The 18609-nt window shown below is 64.0% G+C and carries 18 protein-coding genes; 8 read left to right on the top strand and 10 right to left on the bottom strand.

The features are described from left to right. Window positions 1-59: 59 nt before the first annotated feature. On the bottom strand, window positions 60-995 hold the full coding sequence (locus tag VSX56_RS03085; protein ID WP_339113641.1) for a LysR family transcriptional regulator: 936 nt from the start codon (window positions 993-995) through the stop codon (window positions 60-62). Window positions 996-1086: 91 nt separating this feature from the next. Here VSX56_RS03085 and metF point away from each other — a divergent pair, with 91 nt between their 5' ends. Then, window positions 1087-1953: a methylenetetrahydrofolate reductase [NAD(P)H] gene (metF, locus tag VSX56_RS03080; protein WP_350934774.1), complete on the top strand. Its 867-nt coding sequence runs from the start codon at window positions 1087-1089 to the stop codon at window positions 1951-1953. 76 nt (window positions 1954-2029) lie between these two features. Then, window positions 2030-2527 (top strand): PaaI family thioesterase, encoded by a 498-nt coding sequence (locus tag VSX56_RS03075; RefSeq protein ID WP_339113643.1) that lies wholly within the window; start codon window positions 2030-2032, stop codon window positions 2525-2527. 6 nt (window positions 2528-2533) lie between these two features. Here the strand turns inward: VSX56_RS03075 and VSX56_RS03070 are convergent, their stop codons facing one another. Next, window positions 2534-3070, bottom strand: a complete 537-nt coding sequence (locus VSX56_RS03070; RefSeq protein WP_339113644.1) for a hypothetical protein — start codon at window positions 3068-3070, stop codon at window positions 2534-2536. A gap of 108 nt (window positions 3071-3178) precedes the next feature. Next, window positions 3179-4825 (bottom strand): electron transfer flavoprotein-ubiquinone oxidoreductase, encoded by a 1647-nt coding sequence (locus VSX56_RS03065; protein WP_350934771.1) that lies wholly within the window; start codon window positions 4823-4825, stop codon window positions 3179-3181. A 249-nt stretch (window positions 4826-5074) separates the two neighbouring features. On the opposite strand from VSX56_RS03065, the gene greA reads away from it, so the two are divergent. Beyond that, entirely contained in the window at window positions 5075-5545 is a 471-nt protein-coding gene (gene greA, locus VSX56_RS03060) for a transcription elongation factor GreA (protein WP_339113646.1), read from the top strand. A gap of 40 nt (window positions 5546-5585) precedes the next feature. Beyond that, window positions 5586-6620 carry a hypothetical protein gene (locus VSX56_RS03055; RefSeq protein ID WP_350934768.1) on the top strand — a complete coding sequence of 345 codons (1035 nt, stop codon included), beginning with the start codon at window positions 5586-5588 and terminating at the stop codon, window positions 6618-6620. A 2-nt stretch (window positions 6621-6622) separates the two neighbouring features. Here VSX56_RS03055 and VSX56_RS03050 read toward each other — a convergent pair whose 3' ends face one another. Further along, on the bottom strand, window positions 6623-7267 hold the full coding sequence (locus tag VSX56_RS03050) for a GNAT family N-acetyltransferase (RefSeq protein ID WP_350934766.1): 645 nt from the start codon (window positions 7265-7267) through the stop codon (window positions 6623-6625). Further along, window positions 7264-7842 (bottom strand): molybdenum cofactor guanylyltransferase MobA, encoded by a 579-nt coding sequence (gene mobA, locus VSX56_RS03045; RefSeq protein WP_350934764.1) that lies wholly within the window; start codon window positions 7840-7842, stop codon window positions 7264-7266. Before mobA ends, VSX56_RS03050 begins: the two co-directional genes overlap by 4 nt. 93 nt (window positions 7843-7935) lie before the next feature. On the opposite strand from mobA, the gene VSX56_RS03040 reads away from it, so the two are divergent. Beyond that, the gene (locus VSX56_RS03040; protein ID WP_350934762.1) at window positions 7936-8646 is read left to right on the top strand and encodes an AzlC family ABC transporter permease; all 711 of its coding nucleotides are present in this window, start codon (window positions 7936-7938) and stop codon (window positions 8644-8646) included. Continuing rightward, entirely contained in the window at window positions 8643-8975 is a 333-nt protein-coding gene (locus VSX56_RS03035; RefSeq protein WP_339113651.1) for an AzlD domain-containing protein, read from the top strand. The genes VSX56_RS03040 and VSX56_RS03035 overlap by 4 nt, the downstream gene beginning before the upstream one ends. 46 nt (window positions 8976-9021) lie before the next feature. On the opposite strand, the gene VSX56_RS03030 is transcribed toward VSX56_RS03035, so the two are convergent. From VSX56_RS03030 to VSX56_RS03020, 3 genes are all read right to left on the bottom strand, one after another. Beyond that, window positions 9022-9681: a hypothetical protein gene (locus VSX56_RS03030; protein ID WP_339113652.1), complete on the bottom strand. Its 660-nt coding sequence runs from the start codon at window positions 9679-9681 to the stop codon at window positions 9022-9024. A gap of 193 nt (window positions 9682-9874) precedes the next feature. Continuing rightward, window positions 9875-10918: an MBL fold metallo-hydrolase gene (locus tag VSX56_RS03025; protein ID WP_350934759.1), complete on the bottom strand. Its 1044-nt coding sequence runs from the start codon at window positions 10916-10918 to the stop codon at window positions 9875-9877. Beyond that, on the bottom strand, window positions 10915-12579 hold the full coding sequence (locus VSX56_RS03020) for an acyl-CoA dehydrogenase family protein (RefSeq protein WP_350934757.1): 1665 nt from the start codon (window positions 12577-12579) through the stop codon (window positions 10915-10917). Before VSX56_RS03020 ends, VSX56_RS03025 begins: the two co-directional genes overlap by 4 nt. A gap of 155 nt (window positions 12580-12734) precedes the next feature. Between VSX56_RS03020 and VSX56_RS03015 the strand changes: the two genes are divergently transcribed. Then, entirely contained in the window at window positions 12735-13688 is a 954-nt protein-coding gene (locus VSX56_RS03015; RefSeq protein WP_350934754.1) for an L-threonylcarbamoyladenylate synthase, read from the top strand. 18 nt (window positions 13689-13706) lie between these two features. On the opposite strand, the gene VSX56_RS03010 is transcribed toward VSX56_RS03015, so the two are convergent. Continuing rightward, a complete protein-coding gene (locus VSX56_RS03010; protein WP_339113656.1) occupies window positions 13707-14267 on the bottom strand; it encodes a YqgE/AlgH family protein in 561 nt (186 codons plus the stop codon). Window positions 14268-14465: 198 nt separating this feature from the next. Here VSX56_RS03010 and VSX56_RS03005 point away from each other — a divergent pair, with 198 nt between their 5' ends. Then, complete coding sequence (locus VSX56_RS03005; protein ID WP_350934752.1) at window positions 14466-15314, top strand: protein-disulfide reductase DsbD domain-containing protein; 849 nt, start codon at window positions 14466-14468, stop codon at window positions 15312-15314. Here VSX56_RS03005 and VSX56_RS03000 read toward each other — a convergent pair whose 3' ends face one another. Beyond that, complete coding sequence (locus VSX56_RS03000; protein ID WP_350934750.1) at window positions 15315-18608, bottom strand: efflux RND transporter permease subunit; 3294 nt, start codon at window positions 18606-18608, stop codon at window positions 15315-15317. It lies immediately after the preceding gene. Between the last annotated feature and the right edge of the window lies 1 nt (window position 18609).

Genomic DNA, 18609 nt, shown 5'->3' with positions numbered 1-18609 from the left:
TATACCGTCGGGGAGGCGATTCCAAGCCTTATATACGCCTCTATAATAGGCTTTCGGCCTTATTGGGCGGGTTTCGCCAGCGCGAGGGCGTCCTGCCCCTGCAACTTCACCGGTTCGGTCCGCGCCAGCTCGAGAAAATGCGCCATATAGGGTCGGGTCGCATTCTCCGTCCGCGTCGCGGCATAAAGGCGTTTCTGCAGGCCGGTCTTCGTCACCTGTTTCGTTATGTAATCAGGCCGATACCGCACATCCCGCAGCACCCAGTCGGGCAGCACGGCCACCCCGCGCCCGGCCGCCACCAGCATCAGGATCACCGCCGTCAGCTCTACCTGCCGATGGGTCCGCGGCTCGATCCGCGCAGGCGTCAGCAGCCCCGAGAAGATATCGGAGCGCGCGCGGTCGACCGGATAGGTGATCAGTGTCTGGTCCAGAAAATCCTCGGCCTCGATGAAGGGCTTAGCCGCCAGAGGGCTGCTGGAGGAGGCGATAAAGGTGGGCGCATAGTCGAACAGCGGGTTGAACACCACGCCATCCAGCTCCTCGGGATCGGAGGAGATCACCAGATCCACTTCCTCGTTCTGGAGCGCCGGCAACGCGCGGAAAGCCAGACCGGGGCGGATGTCGATATCCACCTCGGGCCAAGCGCGGCGGAACTGCTCGAGCACCGGAAAGAGCCAGTCGTAGCAGGCATGGCATTCGATGGCGATATGCAGCCGACCTGCCCGCCCTTGCCTGAGCGCGGTGAACTCGTCCTCGATCGCGCGAATCTCGGGAAGGATACGTTCGGCCAGACGCAAGAGCTTTTGCCCCGCGGCCGATAACCGCATGGGCCGCGAGCGCCGCACAAACAGCTCCATCCCCGCCTGCTCCTCCAAACCCTTGATCTGATGCGACAAAGCACTTTGTGTTATATTCAACGCCTCGGCCGCGCGGGCCAGACCACCCGATTCATGGATCGCACGGATCGTTCGCAGGTGCCGCAATTCAAGGTACATTCGATCTGACTCATGTTATTCTTGAGCAATATGAGTTTGTCTCACATTGAGGAATCTGGCACAAGCGCCGCCAAGCAGTAAGGATACCGCCATGACCACGCCTCGTCTGAGTTTCGAATTTTTCCCCCCGCAAACGCTGGAAGCGTCGTTCCGCCTTTGGGAGACGGTAAAGGTTCTGGCCCCGATGCAGCCGGAATTCGTCTCGGTGACCTATGGTGCTGGTGGCACGACCCGCAAGCTGACCCATGAGGCGGTGACCACCATTGGCAAGAATTACGGGCTGAACGTGGCCGCCCACCTCACCTGCGTCAACGCCACCCGCGCCGAGACGATGGAGATCGTGGATGCCTATGCCGAAGCGGGCGTCAACCAGCTGGTGGCGCTGCGCGGCGATGCCCCCAAAGGCCAGGAGCGCTTCACGCCCCATCCCGAAGGCTTTGCCTCCTCGGTCGAGCTGATCGAGGCGCTGGCCGCCGATGGCCGCTTTACCATCCGGTGTGGCGCCTATCCCGAGCCGCACCCCGATGCCGCCGATGATATGGCCGATGTGCGCTGGCTCAAACGTAAATGCGAGGCCGGTGCGACCTCGGCGCTGACCCAGTTTTTCTTCGAGGCGGAGACCTTCTTCCGCTTCCGCGACCGCTGCGAGAAAGAGGGCGTGAAGGCCACCATCATTCCCGGCATCCTGCCGATCCAGTCGTGGAAGGGCGTGCAGCGCTTCGCGGCCAATTGCGGCGCGAATATCCCCGAGCATCTCGGTCCAGCCTTCGAGAAGGCCATTGCCGAGGACCGCGAGCAGGAGCTGTCGATCGAACTTTGCACCAAGCTGTGTGAAGAGCTGATCGCCGGGGGCGTGGAAGACCTGCATTTCTACACCGTCAACCGCCCCGTTCTGACGGGCCGCGTGTGCCAGAATCTCGGCCTTGCACAGGGGCTTGATCTGGGCGCGGTTGCCTAAGCAGGCCATGCCTGACAAGATACGCGAAACAGGGGCCGCTCGGCCCCTTTTTCATGCCATCTGTATGGAGTCTCCTATGACCGATCCCGCCTATTTTGCCGAAAACGCAGATGATTTCCTGACCCGCGACGAGGTGACCTCGGTCGATGGCGTGACCTATCTGCAAAAGATCATCGACGGCTCCGCACCCCACCCGACCGTCGCCAAGATCATGAATTTCCGCGTGATCGGAGCCGAATATGGCAAGGTCACCTTCCGTGGCTTCCCGCTGCATGAGCAAAGCAACGCGTTCGGGTCCACCCAGGGCGGCTGGTATGGCATGGTGCTCGATAGCTGCATGTCGATGGCGGTGATCTCGGGTCTGAAAAAGGGCCAGTTCCAGTCCACCATCGAATACAAGATCAACCTGATCCGCGCCATCAAACCCGGGACCGAGCTGACCATCACCGGCCTCCTCACCCATATCGGGCGCTCGACAGGCGTTGCCACCGGCGAGATCCGCGGCACCGAGGATGGCAAGCTTTATGGTCAGGGCTCCTGCACCTGCTTCATTCAGGGCGAAGCGCGGGACTGACCCCGCCTATAGCTCGTAATAGACATAGGCCTTGCCGATGATCCGCTGCCAGCGCCCCTCGCGCCATCGGTCATAGAGCGCCTGATCGAACCCTTCGGGACTGTAGAGCCCCGAGCCCATGATCTTGCCGTCCCCGCTCAACAGCCGGTAGCGGATCGTCGGCTGGATATTCAGCTCGGGCACCTCATCGGCCGTCAGGATCCTCAGCCGCCCCTTGGCAATCGCCGCATCAAGGGCCGGATCCTGCTCCAGCGCCACCAGACGCTGCACAAGACGTTCCTTATAGGCGGCCTTGTTCGCAGGCAGAAGAAAGCAAGAGATCTCGACCCGCTCCGCGCCAATGACGGATCTGAGAAGCCGCCCCATACCGGGGCTTTCGCCACAAAGGGCAATCGCTTGCTCGAACCCGATCTGCACCGTCAGCATATCGCGGCCCGGAAGATGCCGCGCGTCGAGCCCTACCGGCGCGACAGCGCCACCACTGGCCAGAAGCCTCAGAACAAGATGGTCAAGGCGGGGCATGCGAGGCATTTGCACAACCATGGGCGTCTCCGTAGGAATCACCCTTACCTTGCGGCAATATGCTGAATGCGAGATTAAATGCCGGCCGCCTTCCGGATGCAAAAAAAAGGGCCTTCCGGCCCCTTCTCGTCACATATTGGGATAGTTCGGGCCATCGCCGCCCTGGGGTGTGGTCCAGTCGATATTCTGGGACGGGTCCTTGATATCGCAGGTCTTGCAATGGACGCAGTTCTGGAAGTTGATCTGGAAGCGCGGGCCGTCCTCGCCGTCCAGCACTTCATAGACACCTGCGGGGCAGTAACGCTGCGCGGGCTCGGCATATTTCGGCAGGTTGACCGAGATCGGCACCGACGCATCGCGCAGCTTCAGGTGGCAGGGCTGGCTTTCCTCGTGGTTGGTGAAGGAGAAGCTCACATTGGTCAGCCGGTCAAACGACAGCTTGCCATCGGGTTTGGGATACTCGATAGGCTGGAAATCCTTGGCCTCGCCCGTGGCTGCCGCATCGGTCTTGCCATGCGCCAGCGTGCCGAAGACCGAGAAGCCGAAGAGCTCGTTGGTCCACATGTCGAACCCGCCCAGCACGGTCGAGGCATACATGCCCCATTTCGCCCACATCGGTTTGACATTGCGCACCTTTTTCAGGTCGCGGCCAATCGCGCCGCCCCGCACCTCGGCCTCATAGGCCACCAGCTCATCGCCCGAACGGCCCGCCTTGATCGCCTTGGCCGCAGCCTCGGCCGCCGCAATCCCCGAGAGCATCGCATTATGGTTGCCCTTGATGCGCGGCACATTGACCATACCCGCCGAACAACCCAAGAGCACGCCGCCCGGGAAGCTCATCTTGGGCAGCGACTGGTAGCCGCCTTCCGAGATCGCCCGCGCGCCGTAAGCCACGCGCTTACCGCCCTCGAGGAGCTTCGCCACCTCGGGGTGATGTTTGAAGCGCTGGAATTCCATATAGGGGAAGACATAAGGGTTCTCGTAGTTCAGATGGACCACGAAACCCACATAGACCTGATTGTTCTCGAGGTGATAGATAAACGAGCCGCCACCCGCATTATTGCCCAGCGGCCAACCCATCGTATGGGTGACAGTGCCTTCGGAATGCTTGGCGGGGTCGATCTCCCAGATCTCCTTCATGCCAAGGCCGAATTTCTGCGGGCAATGGCCTTCGGAGAGGTTATAGCGGTCGATCACGATCTTCGAGAGAGACCCGCGCACGCCCTCGCTGAGGAACACATATTTGCCGCGCAGCTCCATGCCCGGTTCATAGGCAGGCCCCGGCGTGCCATCGGCCTCGCGGCCGAACTCGCCCGCCACGACCCCCGCCACGCGGTCGCCCTCCATGACAAGTTCCGAAGCTGCCATACCGGGGAAGATCTCGACGCCCAGCTCTTCGGCCTGCTCGGCCAGCCAGCGGCAGACATTGCCCATCGATACGATGTAATTGCCCTCGTTCGACATCAGCTTGGGCATCGGCCAATGCGGGATCCTGGTGGCCTTGGTCTCGGTCAGCAGAAGGAAGTTATCTTCCGTCACCGGTGTATTGAGCGGCGCGCCCTTTTCCTTCCAGTCGGGGATCAGCTTCGTCAGCCCCACCGGATCCAGCACAGCGCCCGAGAGAATATGCGCGCCCACCTCGGAGCCCTTCTCCAGCACCACGACCTCCAGCTCGGGATCGATCTGTTTCAGACGGATCGCCGCAGACAGCCCCGACGGGCCGGCTCCAACGATGACAACGTCATATTCCATCGACTCGCGGGTAATCTCGGTCATAAATCAGGGGCTCCCTAGCTGGCCTTGCGCGTGCTTTTTTACTTCGACTAGCCTACCTTCTTGTTCAAGGCAATGCGACCCCATGTCTAGCGCCATGTGTCGATCGCCGGAAATACGAAACCGACATTCCGCCGATCAGGCGCGAAATTTCGCATCTCGCCGTGGCAGGGCCTTGACACTGCGGCGTCATCCCCGATTTACACTTCACGGACCGCCCAAGGAAAAACAAAACGGCAAAGGGCCTTGCTTATGGAAAAGATACCGCTGACCCGCGCGGGGTTTAACCGGCTGGATGCCGAGCTGAAGAAACTGAAATCCGTCGAACGTCCTGCAATCATCCAGGCGATCTCGGAAGCGCGCGAGCTGGGCGACCTCTCGGAAAACGCCGAATACCACTCGGCGCGTGAAAAGCAGAGCTTTATCGAAGGCCGCATCAAGGAGATCGAGAGCATTCTCGGCCTCGCGCAGGTAATCGATCCGAAAACCATGTCGGGATCGGTGAAATTCAGCGCGACCGTGAAGATCGTCGATGTCGATACCGATGAGGAGAAATCCTACCAGATCGTCGGCGAACAGGAAGCCGATCTGGAAAAAGGTCTCCTGAACGTGAAATCGCCCCTCGCGCGCGCCCTGATCGGCAAGGACGAAGGCGATACCGTCGATGTGCGCACCCCCGGTGGCACGCGCAGCTACGAGATTCTCGAGATTCTCTTCGTCTGAGCTTTCGTATCCGATCCTCCTGACCTGACGGAGCCCGCAGATGGCAACCGAAAAACCCGATCCGTTGAACCGCCCGCTCGATCAGACCCCGCCCGTCACGGGCGGCAGCATCGGCCGCGGCGAGATCATTGCGGCTGTTCTGAGCCTGATCTGGCTGGCACTGGTCATCGGGATCTGGGCTCTCGCGCCCGTCGGGTCGGAAACGGACAGCTCGACAGGGGCGCTGGGTCTGGTCTTCGCGCTTGTGGGTATCTTCCTGCCCTTCGCGATGATTTGGATCGCGGCCCTCACCGCGCGTTCGGCCCGCGAGATGCGGGCCGAGGCACAGTCTCTGCGGGCCTCTGTGGACGCGATGCGTCAGGCATGGGTCACCGAGGCCCGTGCCCGCCGTGATGGCGCGCAGGACAAGAAGCTCGACGAACTGCTCCAGAGCACACGCCAGACCGAGGCTACGATCGCCACTCTGATGGCGCGTGGCGAGGGGCAACTGCTCGAGGCCCATGCCGATACCAAGATGGCCCTGATCAGCCCTGCACCCGCCCGTCCGCTCTACGAGGAGCAGCCGACGCTGGAACTTGGCGCGCCTGTCGATCCGGTCGGCACGCCTGTAACGGTGTCCGATTTCGTGCGGGCGCTGAACTTCCCCGATACCGCCGATGACCGCGAGGGCTTCCGTGCGCTGCGCCGCGCACTCGAGGACCGGATGATGGCCAAGCTGATCCGCTCGGCGCAGGATGTCCTGAACCTCATGTCGCAGGACGGCATCTATATGGACGATCTCAAGCCCGACCGTGCGCGCCCCGAACTGTGGCGCCGCTTTGCCAAGGGCGAGCGTGGCCGCGAGGTCGCGGCTCTGGGCGGTGTGCGTGACCGCTCGTCGCTGGCGCTGACCGCCGCACGGATGCGCAACGACACGGTCTTCCGCGATGCGGCGCACCATTTCCTGCGCCAGTTCGACAAGACCTTCGCGGGCTTCGAGCCCAATGCCAGCGATCTGGAGATCTCGGAGCTGTCCGACACCCGTTCGGCCCGCGCCTTCATGCTGTTAGGCCGCGTCACCGGCACCTTCGACTGACCTCAGCCTGATGAGCGGGACGGCCCCGGATCGGGCGCATTGCGCCCGTTATCCCATGGTTTGAGCGGGCGCACCATCATGAACACCGTGCGGTAGAGGAACAGCATCTCCGTCAGCCGGCTCTCCCGCACCCGCACCACATGGAAGCCCAGCCGTTCATAGAGCGCCCGTGCCCGCATGTTTTCCTTGATCACATCAAGCCGCAGCTGGACATAGCCGCGCCTACGGGCCTCGGTGCAGACCGCCTCGAGCAACGCTGTGCCGATCCCGCCCGAGCGCTGGTCGGCGCGCACGGACAGCCCGTCCACCACCATCGCCTTATGTTCCTGATCGCGGGCCAGCACCCACAGGCAGGTCAGCCGCCATGCAGCACCGAACAACCCGTAGATTTCCCGCAGATCTGCATTATCGCCTCCCACGAACGCTCCGTGCGCCGTGCGGAACCCCACGATCCCCAGAAGCTCCTGCGTCTCCTCGTTGATCGCGCAAAACCCGTGCGTGCCATCCATCACCCGTTCGACAAAGGCCAGCGCCCGCGGGTCGGGCCCCAGAACACGGCCCAGCTTGCTGCCGAAGGCCTGCCAGTAGAGCTTCGCCGCCGCCGCACGATGATGATCGGGGATGCCCCGCCGGATACGATAGATCATCGCACGGCCCTCCCCGCGGCAAGCGCCAGATCCTCGGGCGTGTTGATATTGAAGAACGGATCGGGCGGCGCCTCGAATACCACCGCGCGCGCACCCTGCAGAGGCCGCCCCAAACGGCGCTCTCCCGCGCGCAGGGCTTGCGCCACCTCATCGCGCAGGCCCACCGGCCATGCGGCAAAGGTCGGATGCCTGCGCTCTGACGACATGGCCAGCGCCGGTCCCTCCCCCGCAAGGCGCGCGGCAAGATCGTGCGGCAGGAAAGGCGTATCCACCGCCACCGTGACCACACCCTGCGCGCCCTGCGCCTGCGCCCAATCGAGACCGGCCAGTATCCCCGCCAGCGGCCCCTCGTGCAGATGCGCGGGCGGATCGGGCAGAACGGGGCAGCCCTGAGACCAGGGCGCAAACCGCGCACCATCACCATTGGCCGAAATCGCCACGCGCTCGACCTGCGGTGCGAACCGCGCCATCACATGTGCCAGAAGAGGCTGACCGCCCAGCGGAACAAGCGCCTTATCGACACCCCCAAGACGACGTCCTTCGCCCCCCGCGAGGATCAGGCCGAAATACCCCAAATTGCCTCCGATACAATTCTGGGTTTGAGAGCGCCCAGACAGGCTTTATGACATGCCCCCACAGACCCCAACTTACAAGAGTAAAGCATCCCCTTGCGTAAGGCATTTCTGCGTGGCGTGATCAGCACGCTCCCCTTCACCCTCGTGATCGCGCCCTTCGGGCTTCTGTTCGGCGTGGCCGCGACCGAGGCCGGTTTCGATCTGGCACAGGTCATGGGCTTCACCATACTGGTGCTGGCGGGGGCCTCGCAGTTTTCCGCCATCCACCTGATGAGCGAACATGCCTCGGTGGTGCTGGTCATCCTCACCTCGCTTGCGATCAATATGCGCATGGCCATGTATTCGGCGGCGCTTGCCCCCTATCTGGGCCAGGCAAAACGCTGGCAGCACATGCTGGTGGCCTATTTCCTGATCGACCAGACCTTTGCGACCGCAGAAACCGAATACCGCAGTCGCCCGAACCTGAGCATAGGCGAACGGCTGGCCTTCTATGCGGGCTGTAGCATGATCCTGCCGCCCTTGTGGTTTCTGGCCACACTGCTGGGGGCCTTGGTGGGGGCCTCGATCCCGCAGGAATTCGCGCTGGATTTCGCGGTGCCGATCACCTTTCTGGCGATGATCGCGCCCGCGCTGCGGTCGCTGCCACATATCGCGGCGGCGCTGGTCTCGGTGGTGGTTACGCTCCTCTTGGGCTTTCTGCCCGCAGGCACGGGGCTGTTGGTGGCGGCGGTCTGCGCAATGGTCACCGGTGCGCAGGTCGAGCTATTTGTTGGCCGGATCAAGGCACGGAGGCAATCCGCATGAGCCAGTATAGCACCGCCCAGATCTGGATGATCATCGCGATCCTCGGGATCGGCACTTTTGCCCTGCGCTATGTGTTTCTGGGGCTGGCCGCGCGCAAACCCATGCCCGAATGGTTGCTGCGCTATCTGCGCTATACGCCGGTCGCCGTATTGCCCGGAATGGTCGCGCCACTGGTGCTCTGGCCTGCGGCAACCGACGGTCAGATCGAACCCGCGCGCATGCTGGCGGCCCTGCTGACGCTCGCCGCAGGCATCGCTTCGCGCAATGTGCTGATCGCCATTCTGGCAGGGTTCGCGGCGCTCTATCTGGGGCTGTTCGTCCTGTTCTGAACAGGTGCGCACCGCGCAAAGGAAAAGGGCCCCGAGGGGCCCTTTGTCAGTTCGCGGCTTTGCCATCCTGAAGCTCGAAGGCTTTCTCGCGGATTTCGGCGGCGCGCGGATCCGTCTGCTGGATCATCAGGACGCCCGTATTATTCTCGGGATCGTTGTCATGATAGACGCGATAGGTCGCGCCCGGCAGTTCGGAGAAATAGCGCGAGAGCTTCTTGGGCGACCATGTATGGTGGATCGCCCCGAAGCCCGGCACATCCTTCAGCACGGTCGAGATCGCATTGGCGCAATAGGATTTCCGCGCGGCCCCGTATTTCTCGGCATTCGCGCGGATCTGCTGCGCCTGCGCCATGGTGACCGGTACCTTCTGCTCGATCACGTCCCAACGGTCGCGGGCGTGGTAGTCGATATAGAATTTGCGCATCCGCTCGGTGATACCGAAATGCAGGTCGTTCCGCTCGGGCGAATAGGGGTGATACCATGTGCCCGCCGGATCATAGAGAACCCGCTCCGGCCCGTCGATCATAAGGCCCGAATGGCCACCTGCGCCGGTCTCGCGGCTGACCACGGTGTAAAGCGTGACCGAGGGCGGATCGCCCGACACATAATGGGCTTTGGCAACAGCGTCATCCGGCGCCCAATGCGGTTCAGCCGCACAGGCAGCAAGGCCCAGCAACATGCCCAAACAAACAAGTAGTCGGCGCATCAGCCAGACCCCCTTCAATCTTTTGCAATCACTAGGGGCCAACATCCCCTATCCCGCCTTTGTGAAGCATCAAATCCGGCTGGAGACAACAGCAACACAGGCCCGTGACAGATAAAACCGCAAGCTGTTCTGCCAAGGGCACGATCATAAAAACACGGCCTTAGAACACGCGGGCTCACATCTGGCGCAGGGCTCAGAGCAGATGCCAGAGCCACGCGCCATCCGCGCGCGGCTCGCGCCGCACCTCGCCCAGATGCAGCAGATGGTTAAGATGGGCCACCGCCTCCACCATCGCCAGCCCATAGGTGCCCTCGTCGATCTCGCGCTTGAAAAGCGGCGCGAAACACTCGCAGGCGGTCTTCGGGCCAGCGCCCAGATGCGCGCGCAGGCGGTCCAGCGCGCCATCATGGTTCTGGATCATCTGGGCAAGCCGCGTGGGCAGGCCGGTAAAGGGCAGCTTGTGGCCGGGCAGGACCAGCTGCGTCTCGCGCGCCAGAGGCAGGAAGGACTGCGTGGCCGCCATCCATTCGGCGACCGGATCGGCCTCGGGTTCTGTCGCATAGACACCCAGATTGGCCGAGATCGAGGGGAGCAGCTGATCCCCACCGATCACCAGATCGCCGCTCCAGAAGGTCGCATGTTCGGGCGCATGGCCATTGCCCATCCGCACGTTCCACTCCCGCCCCGCCATCTCGATCCGCTCGCCCTCGACCAGCCGCCGGTAGCCCAGAGGCAGCGGCGCCGTGCAATCGGCAAAGTTGAAAGGCCGTTCCTGCAACCGCTTTTCCAGCATATCCGCCCGTATCCCGGCCGCCCGCCAGAAAGCCACGGTCTGTGGATCGGGGCGGTCCTGCACATCGTGCTGGAGCATCCGCGCCATCAGCCATGCGGTGCGCGTGGTCCACAGCTCGGCGCCCCGCCCCTGCAGCCATCCCGCAAGCCCGATATGATCGGGATGGTGATGGGTGACCACGACGCGGCGCACCGGCTTTTCGGCCAGAGGCCCGTCCAGAAGCGCCATCAATGCCTTGCGACAGGCGGGCCGGTCCACCCCCGGATCGACCAGCGTCCAGCTGTCGCCCTCGTCCAGCGCATAGCCATTCACATGGTCGAGCGCCATCGGTAGCGGCAGCCGGAACCAGAAGATGCGGGGCGCCACCTCGCAGAGCGTGCCCGGGGCGGGCGGCTCGGGCCAGGGATAGCGGATGGATCGGGGGGCGGAGAGAGGGCTTGTCATAGCCCCAAATCTGGAAGCGAAAGCGCCCGAAGTCCAGAGCCCGCCCGCATGGCGGCAACCGCGCCCGCAGAGCGCGGCAGCACCCGCCCGATATGCACCGCCGCCAGCGCCCGACGGTCCGGATCGGCCAGCACAGCCTCCAGATGCGCTCCCGCCCCCAGAACCAGCGCAAGGGCCTGCACCATATCTTCCGCGGCCTCGGCCCGTGTGGTCTGGTCCTGCGAGACCAGCCATTCGACCGCCGCGCGCACGGCCTCGGCCGCCTCCCGGACCGGTGCGGCCAGATCGGGATACTGCCGGTGGGCCCGCGCGGCCTGTTCCTGCACCTCCTGTAACAGCTGACAGGCCATCCGCCCCCCGTCGCGCATCTTTCGGCCCACTAGATCCAGCGCCTGAATACCGTTGGTGCCCTCGTAGATGGCCGTCACCCGCACATCGCGCCAGAACTGCGCGGCCCCCGTTTCCTCGATAAAGCCCATACCCCCATGGATCTGGATACCTGCATCCGAAGCGCGTGCGCCGACCTCGGTGCCATAGACCTTCACGACCGGCGTCAGGAACGCCGCGCGCAGGGCCCAATCTCCCGCAGGATCGGCCCCCGCCATATCCAGCGCCACACCGGCCTTCAGCGCCAGCGCCCGCGCCGCGAACAGCTCGGCCCGCGCCTCTCCCAAGAGCCTGCGGATACCGGCAAACTCGATGATCGGGCGGCCCTGCACCCGCTCGGTGGCAAATTGCGCGGCCTTTTGCAGCGCGGCCTCGGCCACGCCGATCCCCTCCACGCCCACCGACAGGCGCGCATTGTTCATCATGGTAAACATCGCGGCGAGCCCGGCATGGGGCTCCCCCACCATCCAGCCCTTGGCCCCCTCGAAGACCATCACACAGGTAGGCGAGCCATGCAGCCCCATCTTGTGCTCGAGGCTTGCCACATGCAGGCTGTTGCGCGCCCCGTCGGGCAGGAGTTTGGGCACCACGAACAGACTGATCCCCTTGGTGCCCGCGGGCGCATCGGGCAACCGCGCCAGCACCAGATGGCTGACATTCTCCACCAGATCGCTATCGCCCCAAGAGATGAAGATCTTCTGCCCCGTCACCGCATAGCTACCGTCGGCATCGGGGATGGCCCGCGTGCGCATATCGGCCAGATCCGATCCGGCCTGCGGCTCGGTCAGGTTCATCGTGCCCGACCAGTCGCCCGAAATCAGCTTGGGCAGATAGAACGCCTGCTGCTCGGCACTGCCATGATGCGACAGCGCCTCGATCTGGCCTTGCGTCAGCATCAGCTTCAGATGCAGCGCCATATTGGCCCCTGTCATCATGTCGTTCACCGCCAACCCCAGCGCCTGCGGCAGGCCCATCCCGCCATAAGCCTCGGGCGCGGCCAGCGCTACCCATCCGCCCTCGGCCAGCGCGGTATAGGCGGCGCGGAAACCGGGCGAGGTCACGACCTTCCCGTTCTCGAGCCGCGCCGGATAAAGATCGCCCGCACGGTTGCAGGGTGCCAAGACCTCATCGGAAATCCTCGCGGCCTCGGTCAGGATCGACCCCGCAAGATCGGGCGAGAGATCGGGGAAGGCCGCGCTGCCATAAAGCTGCGGCAAGGGCGTGAGATGATCGAGGATGAAACGGATATCTCCGGCGGCGGCGCGATAACCCATGATGTCCTGCCATGACCTCCCTCAACCCGACCCGTGGCAGCCGCTTGGCATTTGCGGCAGACAGGCTTATGCACAAGGCTGTAACGGGGACGAGGTTACTGCCTTGCCTCTTTCCAGCAATCACGACGCTACGTCAAACAGATCCGATACCGCCCATGACCGATCTCCTCTCCGCCACCCCCGAAGGCTATACCGAGGCCGCCCGCCTGCTGGGCCGAGGCGAACTGGTGGCCTTTGCCACAGAGACGGTCTACGGGCTGGGCGGCGATGCCCGCAACAGCGAGGCCGTCGCCGCGATCTATACGGCCAAAGGGCGGCCCAAGTTCAACCCGTTGATCGTGCATGTGCATTCGGTCGAGATGGCCGAGCGCTATGTCACCATCCCCGAGGCGGCGCGGCCGCTGATCGCGCGCTACTGGCCGGGACCCCTGACGCTGGTGCTGCCTTTGCGCCCCGATGCAGGGATCTCCGATCTGGTGACCGCTGAGCTCGACACTCTGGCCATCCGCATGCCCGCCCATCCGGTCGCGCGCAAATTACTGCAGGAATATGACGGGCCGCTGGCCGCGCCCTCGGCCAACCCCTCGGGGCGGATCAGCCCCACGACCGCAGCGCATGTGATGGACGGGCTCTCGGGCAGGATCGCGGCGGTGCTGGAGGGCGGGGCCTGCGGGGTGGGCGTCGAATCGACGATCCTCTCGCTCGATCCGCTGGCGCTCCTGCGCCCCGGCGGGCTGGCACTCGAGGAGATCGAGGCCACGCTGGGCCGCGCCCTGCCCACGGGCGGCAATGCCGACAAACCCAATGCGCCGGGCCAGCTGAAATCGCATTATGCACCGGGCGCGGCGGTGCGGCTGAACGCCACCGACCGCCAGTCGGGAGAGATCTGGATCGGTTTCGGATCCCATTGTGCGGGCGCCGATTTCAATCTCTCGGAGGCGGGCGATACGACCGAGGCCGCAACCCGCCTCTTCGGGCTCTTGCGCGAGGCCGATGCGCTGGCGCAGCAAAAAGGCGCCAGCTGCATCGCAGTGGCGCCCGTGCCCGATACAGGGCTGGGTCTGGCGGTCAATGACCGGCTGGATCGGGCCGCAGCGCCCCGCCCATAACACCGCCCCTGAGCCTCCTCAGGCGTGGCCCGCGGTCGCAGAGAGTGTGCGGGGATCAATCCCCATCGTCCCCAGCGCGCGCACCCATTTATTGGCGTAATCTCCCGAGAGCGCCAGCTCGGCATCGCCATCGGCAATCAGCCAGCCATTATCGAGGATCTCCTGTTCCAGCTGGCCCGGCCCCCAACCGGCATAGCCGAGCGCCAGAACCGCGCGATCCGGCCCGTTGCCTGCGGCAATATCCTCGAGAATGTCGCGGGTGGCGGTCATGGCCAGCTCCTCGCCCACCTCCATCACCGGCCCGCCGCCATCCCACTCGGTCGAATGCAGCACGAAGCCACGACCGGTCTCGACCGGCCCGCCAAACAGGATCGGACGTTCGCTGCTGTCATCGGAAGCGGTCATGGTGATCCCCAGCTGCTCCAAGAGATCGGGCAGATCGGGCTTGGGCAGGGGCTTGTTAACGATCAGCCCCATCGCCCCTTCCTCGGAATGGGCGCAGACCATGATCACCGAATGTTCGAACCGCTGATCACCCATACCGGGCATCGCAATCAAAATCTTGCCGCTCAGATCCATCAGGGCCTCCTCATGCGCCGCATTGTCCCGATCTGATGCCGCATTGGCACCAGTCCGCAATGTCTTTCCATCAAACTGGTCCGCAAGAGGTCACTCTTCAAGGTGTCAACGTGGCCAAAAGGCCGCCATTAGCCTTGCTGGCGCGTTTGTGACTTTGCGGAAGCGTCTTCTTGGCGATAAGCGGAACTCATGAGCATCATGACAAGACTTGCATCTTCCGGGCTGGGATTAGGCCTTTTCGCGACCGTTTGTGGTGCGGTTCCTGCCTTCGCGCAGACGACCGAGCTTGCCATGACCCTGCCACCCACCTCCGAGGCCGTGCCACTACCGATGGGGCTGAGCCATGCCGAGGTGCTGGACGGCTGGCAGACAAAGAGCGGCACGCGCATGGCCGCGATCCGCATCACACTGGATGCAGGCTGGAAGACCTACTGGCGCCATCCAGGCGATGCGGGCATCCCGCCGAGCTTCAACTTCAAGGCCTCGAGCAATCTGAAGGATGTGAAAATCTACTGGCCGCGACCGCAGGTATTCATGGAAAGCGGAACGCGCTCAATCGGTTACAAGGACCAGATGATCCTGCCGATCGAGCTGATGCCAGAAGATGCCAGCCAGCCGATCCAGCTGGAGGCCGATCTCGATCTGGGGATCTGCCATGATATCTGCATCCCCGTCTCGCTCGATCTGGCCGCCGATCTGGAGGGCAAAGGCGCGCAGGATGCAGTGATCACACAGGCGCTGGCAGCCCAGCCCAAAAAGGTTCCCAGCACGGCACGCTGCACCATAGCACCGATCCGCGACGGGGTCCGTGTAACGGCACAGCTACCGTCCGATGCCGCTCCCGATCAAGTGGCGCTCTTCGAACTGCCTTCGCAGCCCGTCTGGGTGTCCGATTCGCAAATGTCACATCAGGGGAATACCCTGAGTGCCACGGCAGATCTGGTGCCGCCCAATTCCGAGCCCTTCGATCTGGATCCGAAAGATCTGCGGATCACGGTGCTCGATAAGACCCATGCCTACGAGATGGATGGCTGCGCGCGGATGTAACTAGCGCCTCCGGCGCGTGCGCCATGCGGCCACGGCGAGCGCGCCCAGAATGAAGGGCGCAAAGACCAGCCAGCTCTGCGACACGCTACCATCCCGCGCGATCACCGGTCCGAAGCCGAGCGCCGCCCCCAGAACGATCAGCCCGATACCCCACCAGAGTGCGCCCGCAAGGCGCGGCGCTTTCAGTCCGCGCCGCGTCGAGGCGAGGATCCGGAGGATATCGGCCTGAACCGCCAGCACGGCAGGCACCAAGAGCAGCACGATCACCATCCCGAAGCCAAGCCCGTAGACCAGCGTGATGACCGTCGATTTCAGGAATTGCGCCTCGGCGCTGCCCTCGTAGAGAAGCGGCGCGAGCCCGAGAACGGTGGTCAATGTTGTCAGCAGCACAGGCCGCAGACGGTCGGCCACCGCCTCCACAATCGCAGGGCGCAAACCACGGTGCCGCGCGTAGTCATCCACCGTCGAGATCAGCACGATGGCATCATTGATGATGATCCCCACCATGCCGAGCCCGCCCACCACGGCGAACATCGACATGGGCGTGTCCCAGAGGTAATGCCCCCAGACCGCGCCCACGAGCCCGAAGGGGATGACCGCCATCACCACCAGTGGCCGCGCCCAGCTGGCCAGTATCCATGCCAGAACCACATAGATCCCCAAGAGACACAGGATCAGACCGAGCTTCGCATCATTCATAAAGGCGCGCTCGTCGGCGGCCTGCCCTGTCTGCAGCCAGCCGACCCCCAGCCGCTGCGCGATATCGGGCAGAATGCGGTCCTGCATCTCGGTCATGATCGCATTGGCGCGTTCAGGGTCGTCCTCGGAGATATCCCCCGTCACCTCGATCTGGCGGAGCCCGTCGTCGCGGCGGATGGTGGAAAAGCCCGCCTCGCGCCGCACCGTGACAATATCCGACAAGGGCACCCACTGGCCACCGGGGCTTTGTAGCTGCATCCGGTCGATGAAATCGGCGGTCTTCTCGGCCTCGGGCAGTTCCACGCGGATCGTGGCCGAGCGCACCCCGTCAGGATAGCTCGCGGCTTCGGTGCCGTTCAGGCGGGCGCGCAATTCCTGCCCCAATGTCTCCGTATCAAAACCCAGTGCCTGTCCCTGCGGTGTCAGATCGAGGATCAGATCCTCCTTGTCATAGGCCAGATTATCCTCCAGCGCCGAGACCTCGGGATAGGCCGATAGTGCGGTTTTCAACTCTTCGGCGGCCTGTTTGAGCACCCGTGTCTCGGCGCCCGTAAACTGCACCGCAAGGCTGTCGCCGCCAGGCCCCGCGCGGAAACCACGGAAGGAAAGCTCCTCCAGAGCCGGATTATCGGGCGCCTCCTGCTGCAGGCGGCGGATGAAATCGGCGCTGGAATAGGGGCGCAGATCCTGATCGACCAGCTCGACCGAGATCGAGCCCAGCTGGTCGGTGTCCTTGGTATCGGCCGAGGCCAGAGACCGCCCCGAGGCCCCGCCGAGCTGGCCGATCACATAGGTCACCGGATTGAGCCCGTATTCGGTCTCGTAATCGGCTCCCACCTTTGCCACCAGCGCCTGCAGCTCGCGCATGACGGCATAGCTGTCCTCGCGGGTGGTGCCATTGGCCATGGCAAAGGCCCCCGAAATACTCGACCGTTCGGGCGGCGAGAAGAAGCGCCACTGCACCTGACCGGTTTTCAGCAAAGCCACCTGCACCGCCAGCAGCAGCACCGCAAATGCCAGCACCGGATAGCGCGCATGGAGGATACCGCGCACCAAAGGCCGCATCGCCTTGCGTCGGAACCAGTCCAGCCCGCGATTGGTCAGCCGCGAGGGCGCATCATACCAGCGCGGCTGCCCGATATGCGCCAGCGCGTGAGACATATGGTTGGGCAGGATCAGGAAACATTCGACCAGCGAGGCCGCGAGCACCGCGATCACCGTCAGCGGGATATCCATGATCATATCGCCCATCCGCCCGCCGATCACCACCAGCCCCGCAAAAGCGATGATGGTGGTCAGCGTCGAGGCAAAGACCGGCGCCAGCATCCGGCGCGCGCCCATTTCGGCAGCCACCTCGGGCGGCTCGCCCAGATGGCGGGCGCGGAAATCGGCATGCTCGCCCACCACGATCGCATCATCGACAACAATCCCCAAGGTCAGGATCAGCGCGAAAAGCGACATCATGTTCAGCGTCATACCGCCCAGATACATCACCGCCAGACCGGCGGCGAGCGAGGCGGGAATGCCCATCGCCACCCAGATCGCCGTGCGTGCATTGAGAAACAGGAACAACAGCACCAGCACAAGACCGAGCCCGACCAGACCGTTATCGACCAGCAGATCGAGCCGCGCCACGATCCGCTCGGTCCGGCTGCGCACCAGCTCGATCGTGGTATTGGCGGGCAGATCGGGGCGCATCGCGGCCACGACCTGCTCGACTTTGCCCTGCAGGGCGATCGCATCGCCCTGGGCCGAGCGTGCCACATTGATCGTCATCGCGGGATTGGCGCCCACATAATAGGCCCGCTCGCGCGCCGCGCCCTCCACGCTGATCCGCGCGACATCACCCACCGTCAGCGCCGCGCCATCGGCATCGGTGCGGATCACCAGATCGCGGATCTGGCGGGCCTCGCGGCGCTCCTCGCCCGCGCGCACCCGCGCCGCCCCCGAGGCCACATCGCCCGCCGGCGTGGCATCTGTGGCGGCTCGGATCACCGCGATGATCCGGCTCAGGCTGACATCATGTGCCATCAGCGAGGTCGTGGGCACCTCCACCCTTACCTCGGGCGCGGCAATCCCCGACAGCGTGGTACGGGTCACGCCTTGGGCATAGAGGCGCGCCATCATTTCGTCGGCCAGACGGCCCAGCTGTTCGGGGGCGAGCGGACCGGTAATGATCACATCTGTGACCGTATCGCGCCACACGCTCTGCCGGATCTCGGGGGTCTCGGCGGCCTCGGGGAGATCGCCCGCCAGCTGGATGGCGCTCTGCACGTCATCCATCGCGCGGCCCATATCCCATCCGGGCTCGAATTCCAGCTCGATCTCGGCGCGGCCTTCACGGGCCGTGCTTTCTGTCGCGGCCACCCCTTCGACGCTCAGCAGCGACGGTTCGAGCACCTGAATGATCGCGCGATCCACATCCTCGGCGCCCGCCCCCTCCCAGGCAACCGAAACATCGATCTCGTCGCTGACCGTATCGGGAAAGAACTGCGCCCGCAGTTTGGGGGCGGCCACGATCCCCGCGCAGAGCATCACCACCAGCACGATATTGGCCAGCGTGGCATGGCGGGTGAAAAGCCCGATCAGCCCCATC

Origin of the sequence: Thioclava kandeliae (assembly GCF_040297545.1) — a bacterium.
Taxonomy (GTDB): domain Bacteria; phylum Pseudomonadota; class Alphaproteobacteria; order Rhodobacterales; family Rhodobacteraceae; genus Thioclava; species Thioclava kandeliae.
Note: the sequence above shows the minus strand (reverse complement) of the source record. Positions and strands in the feature narration are given on the sequence as shown.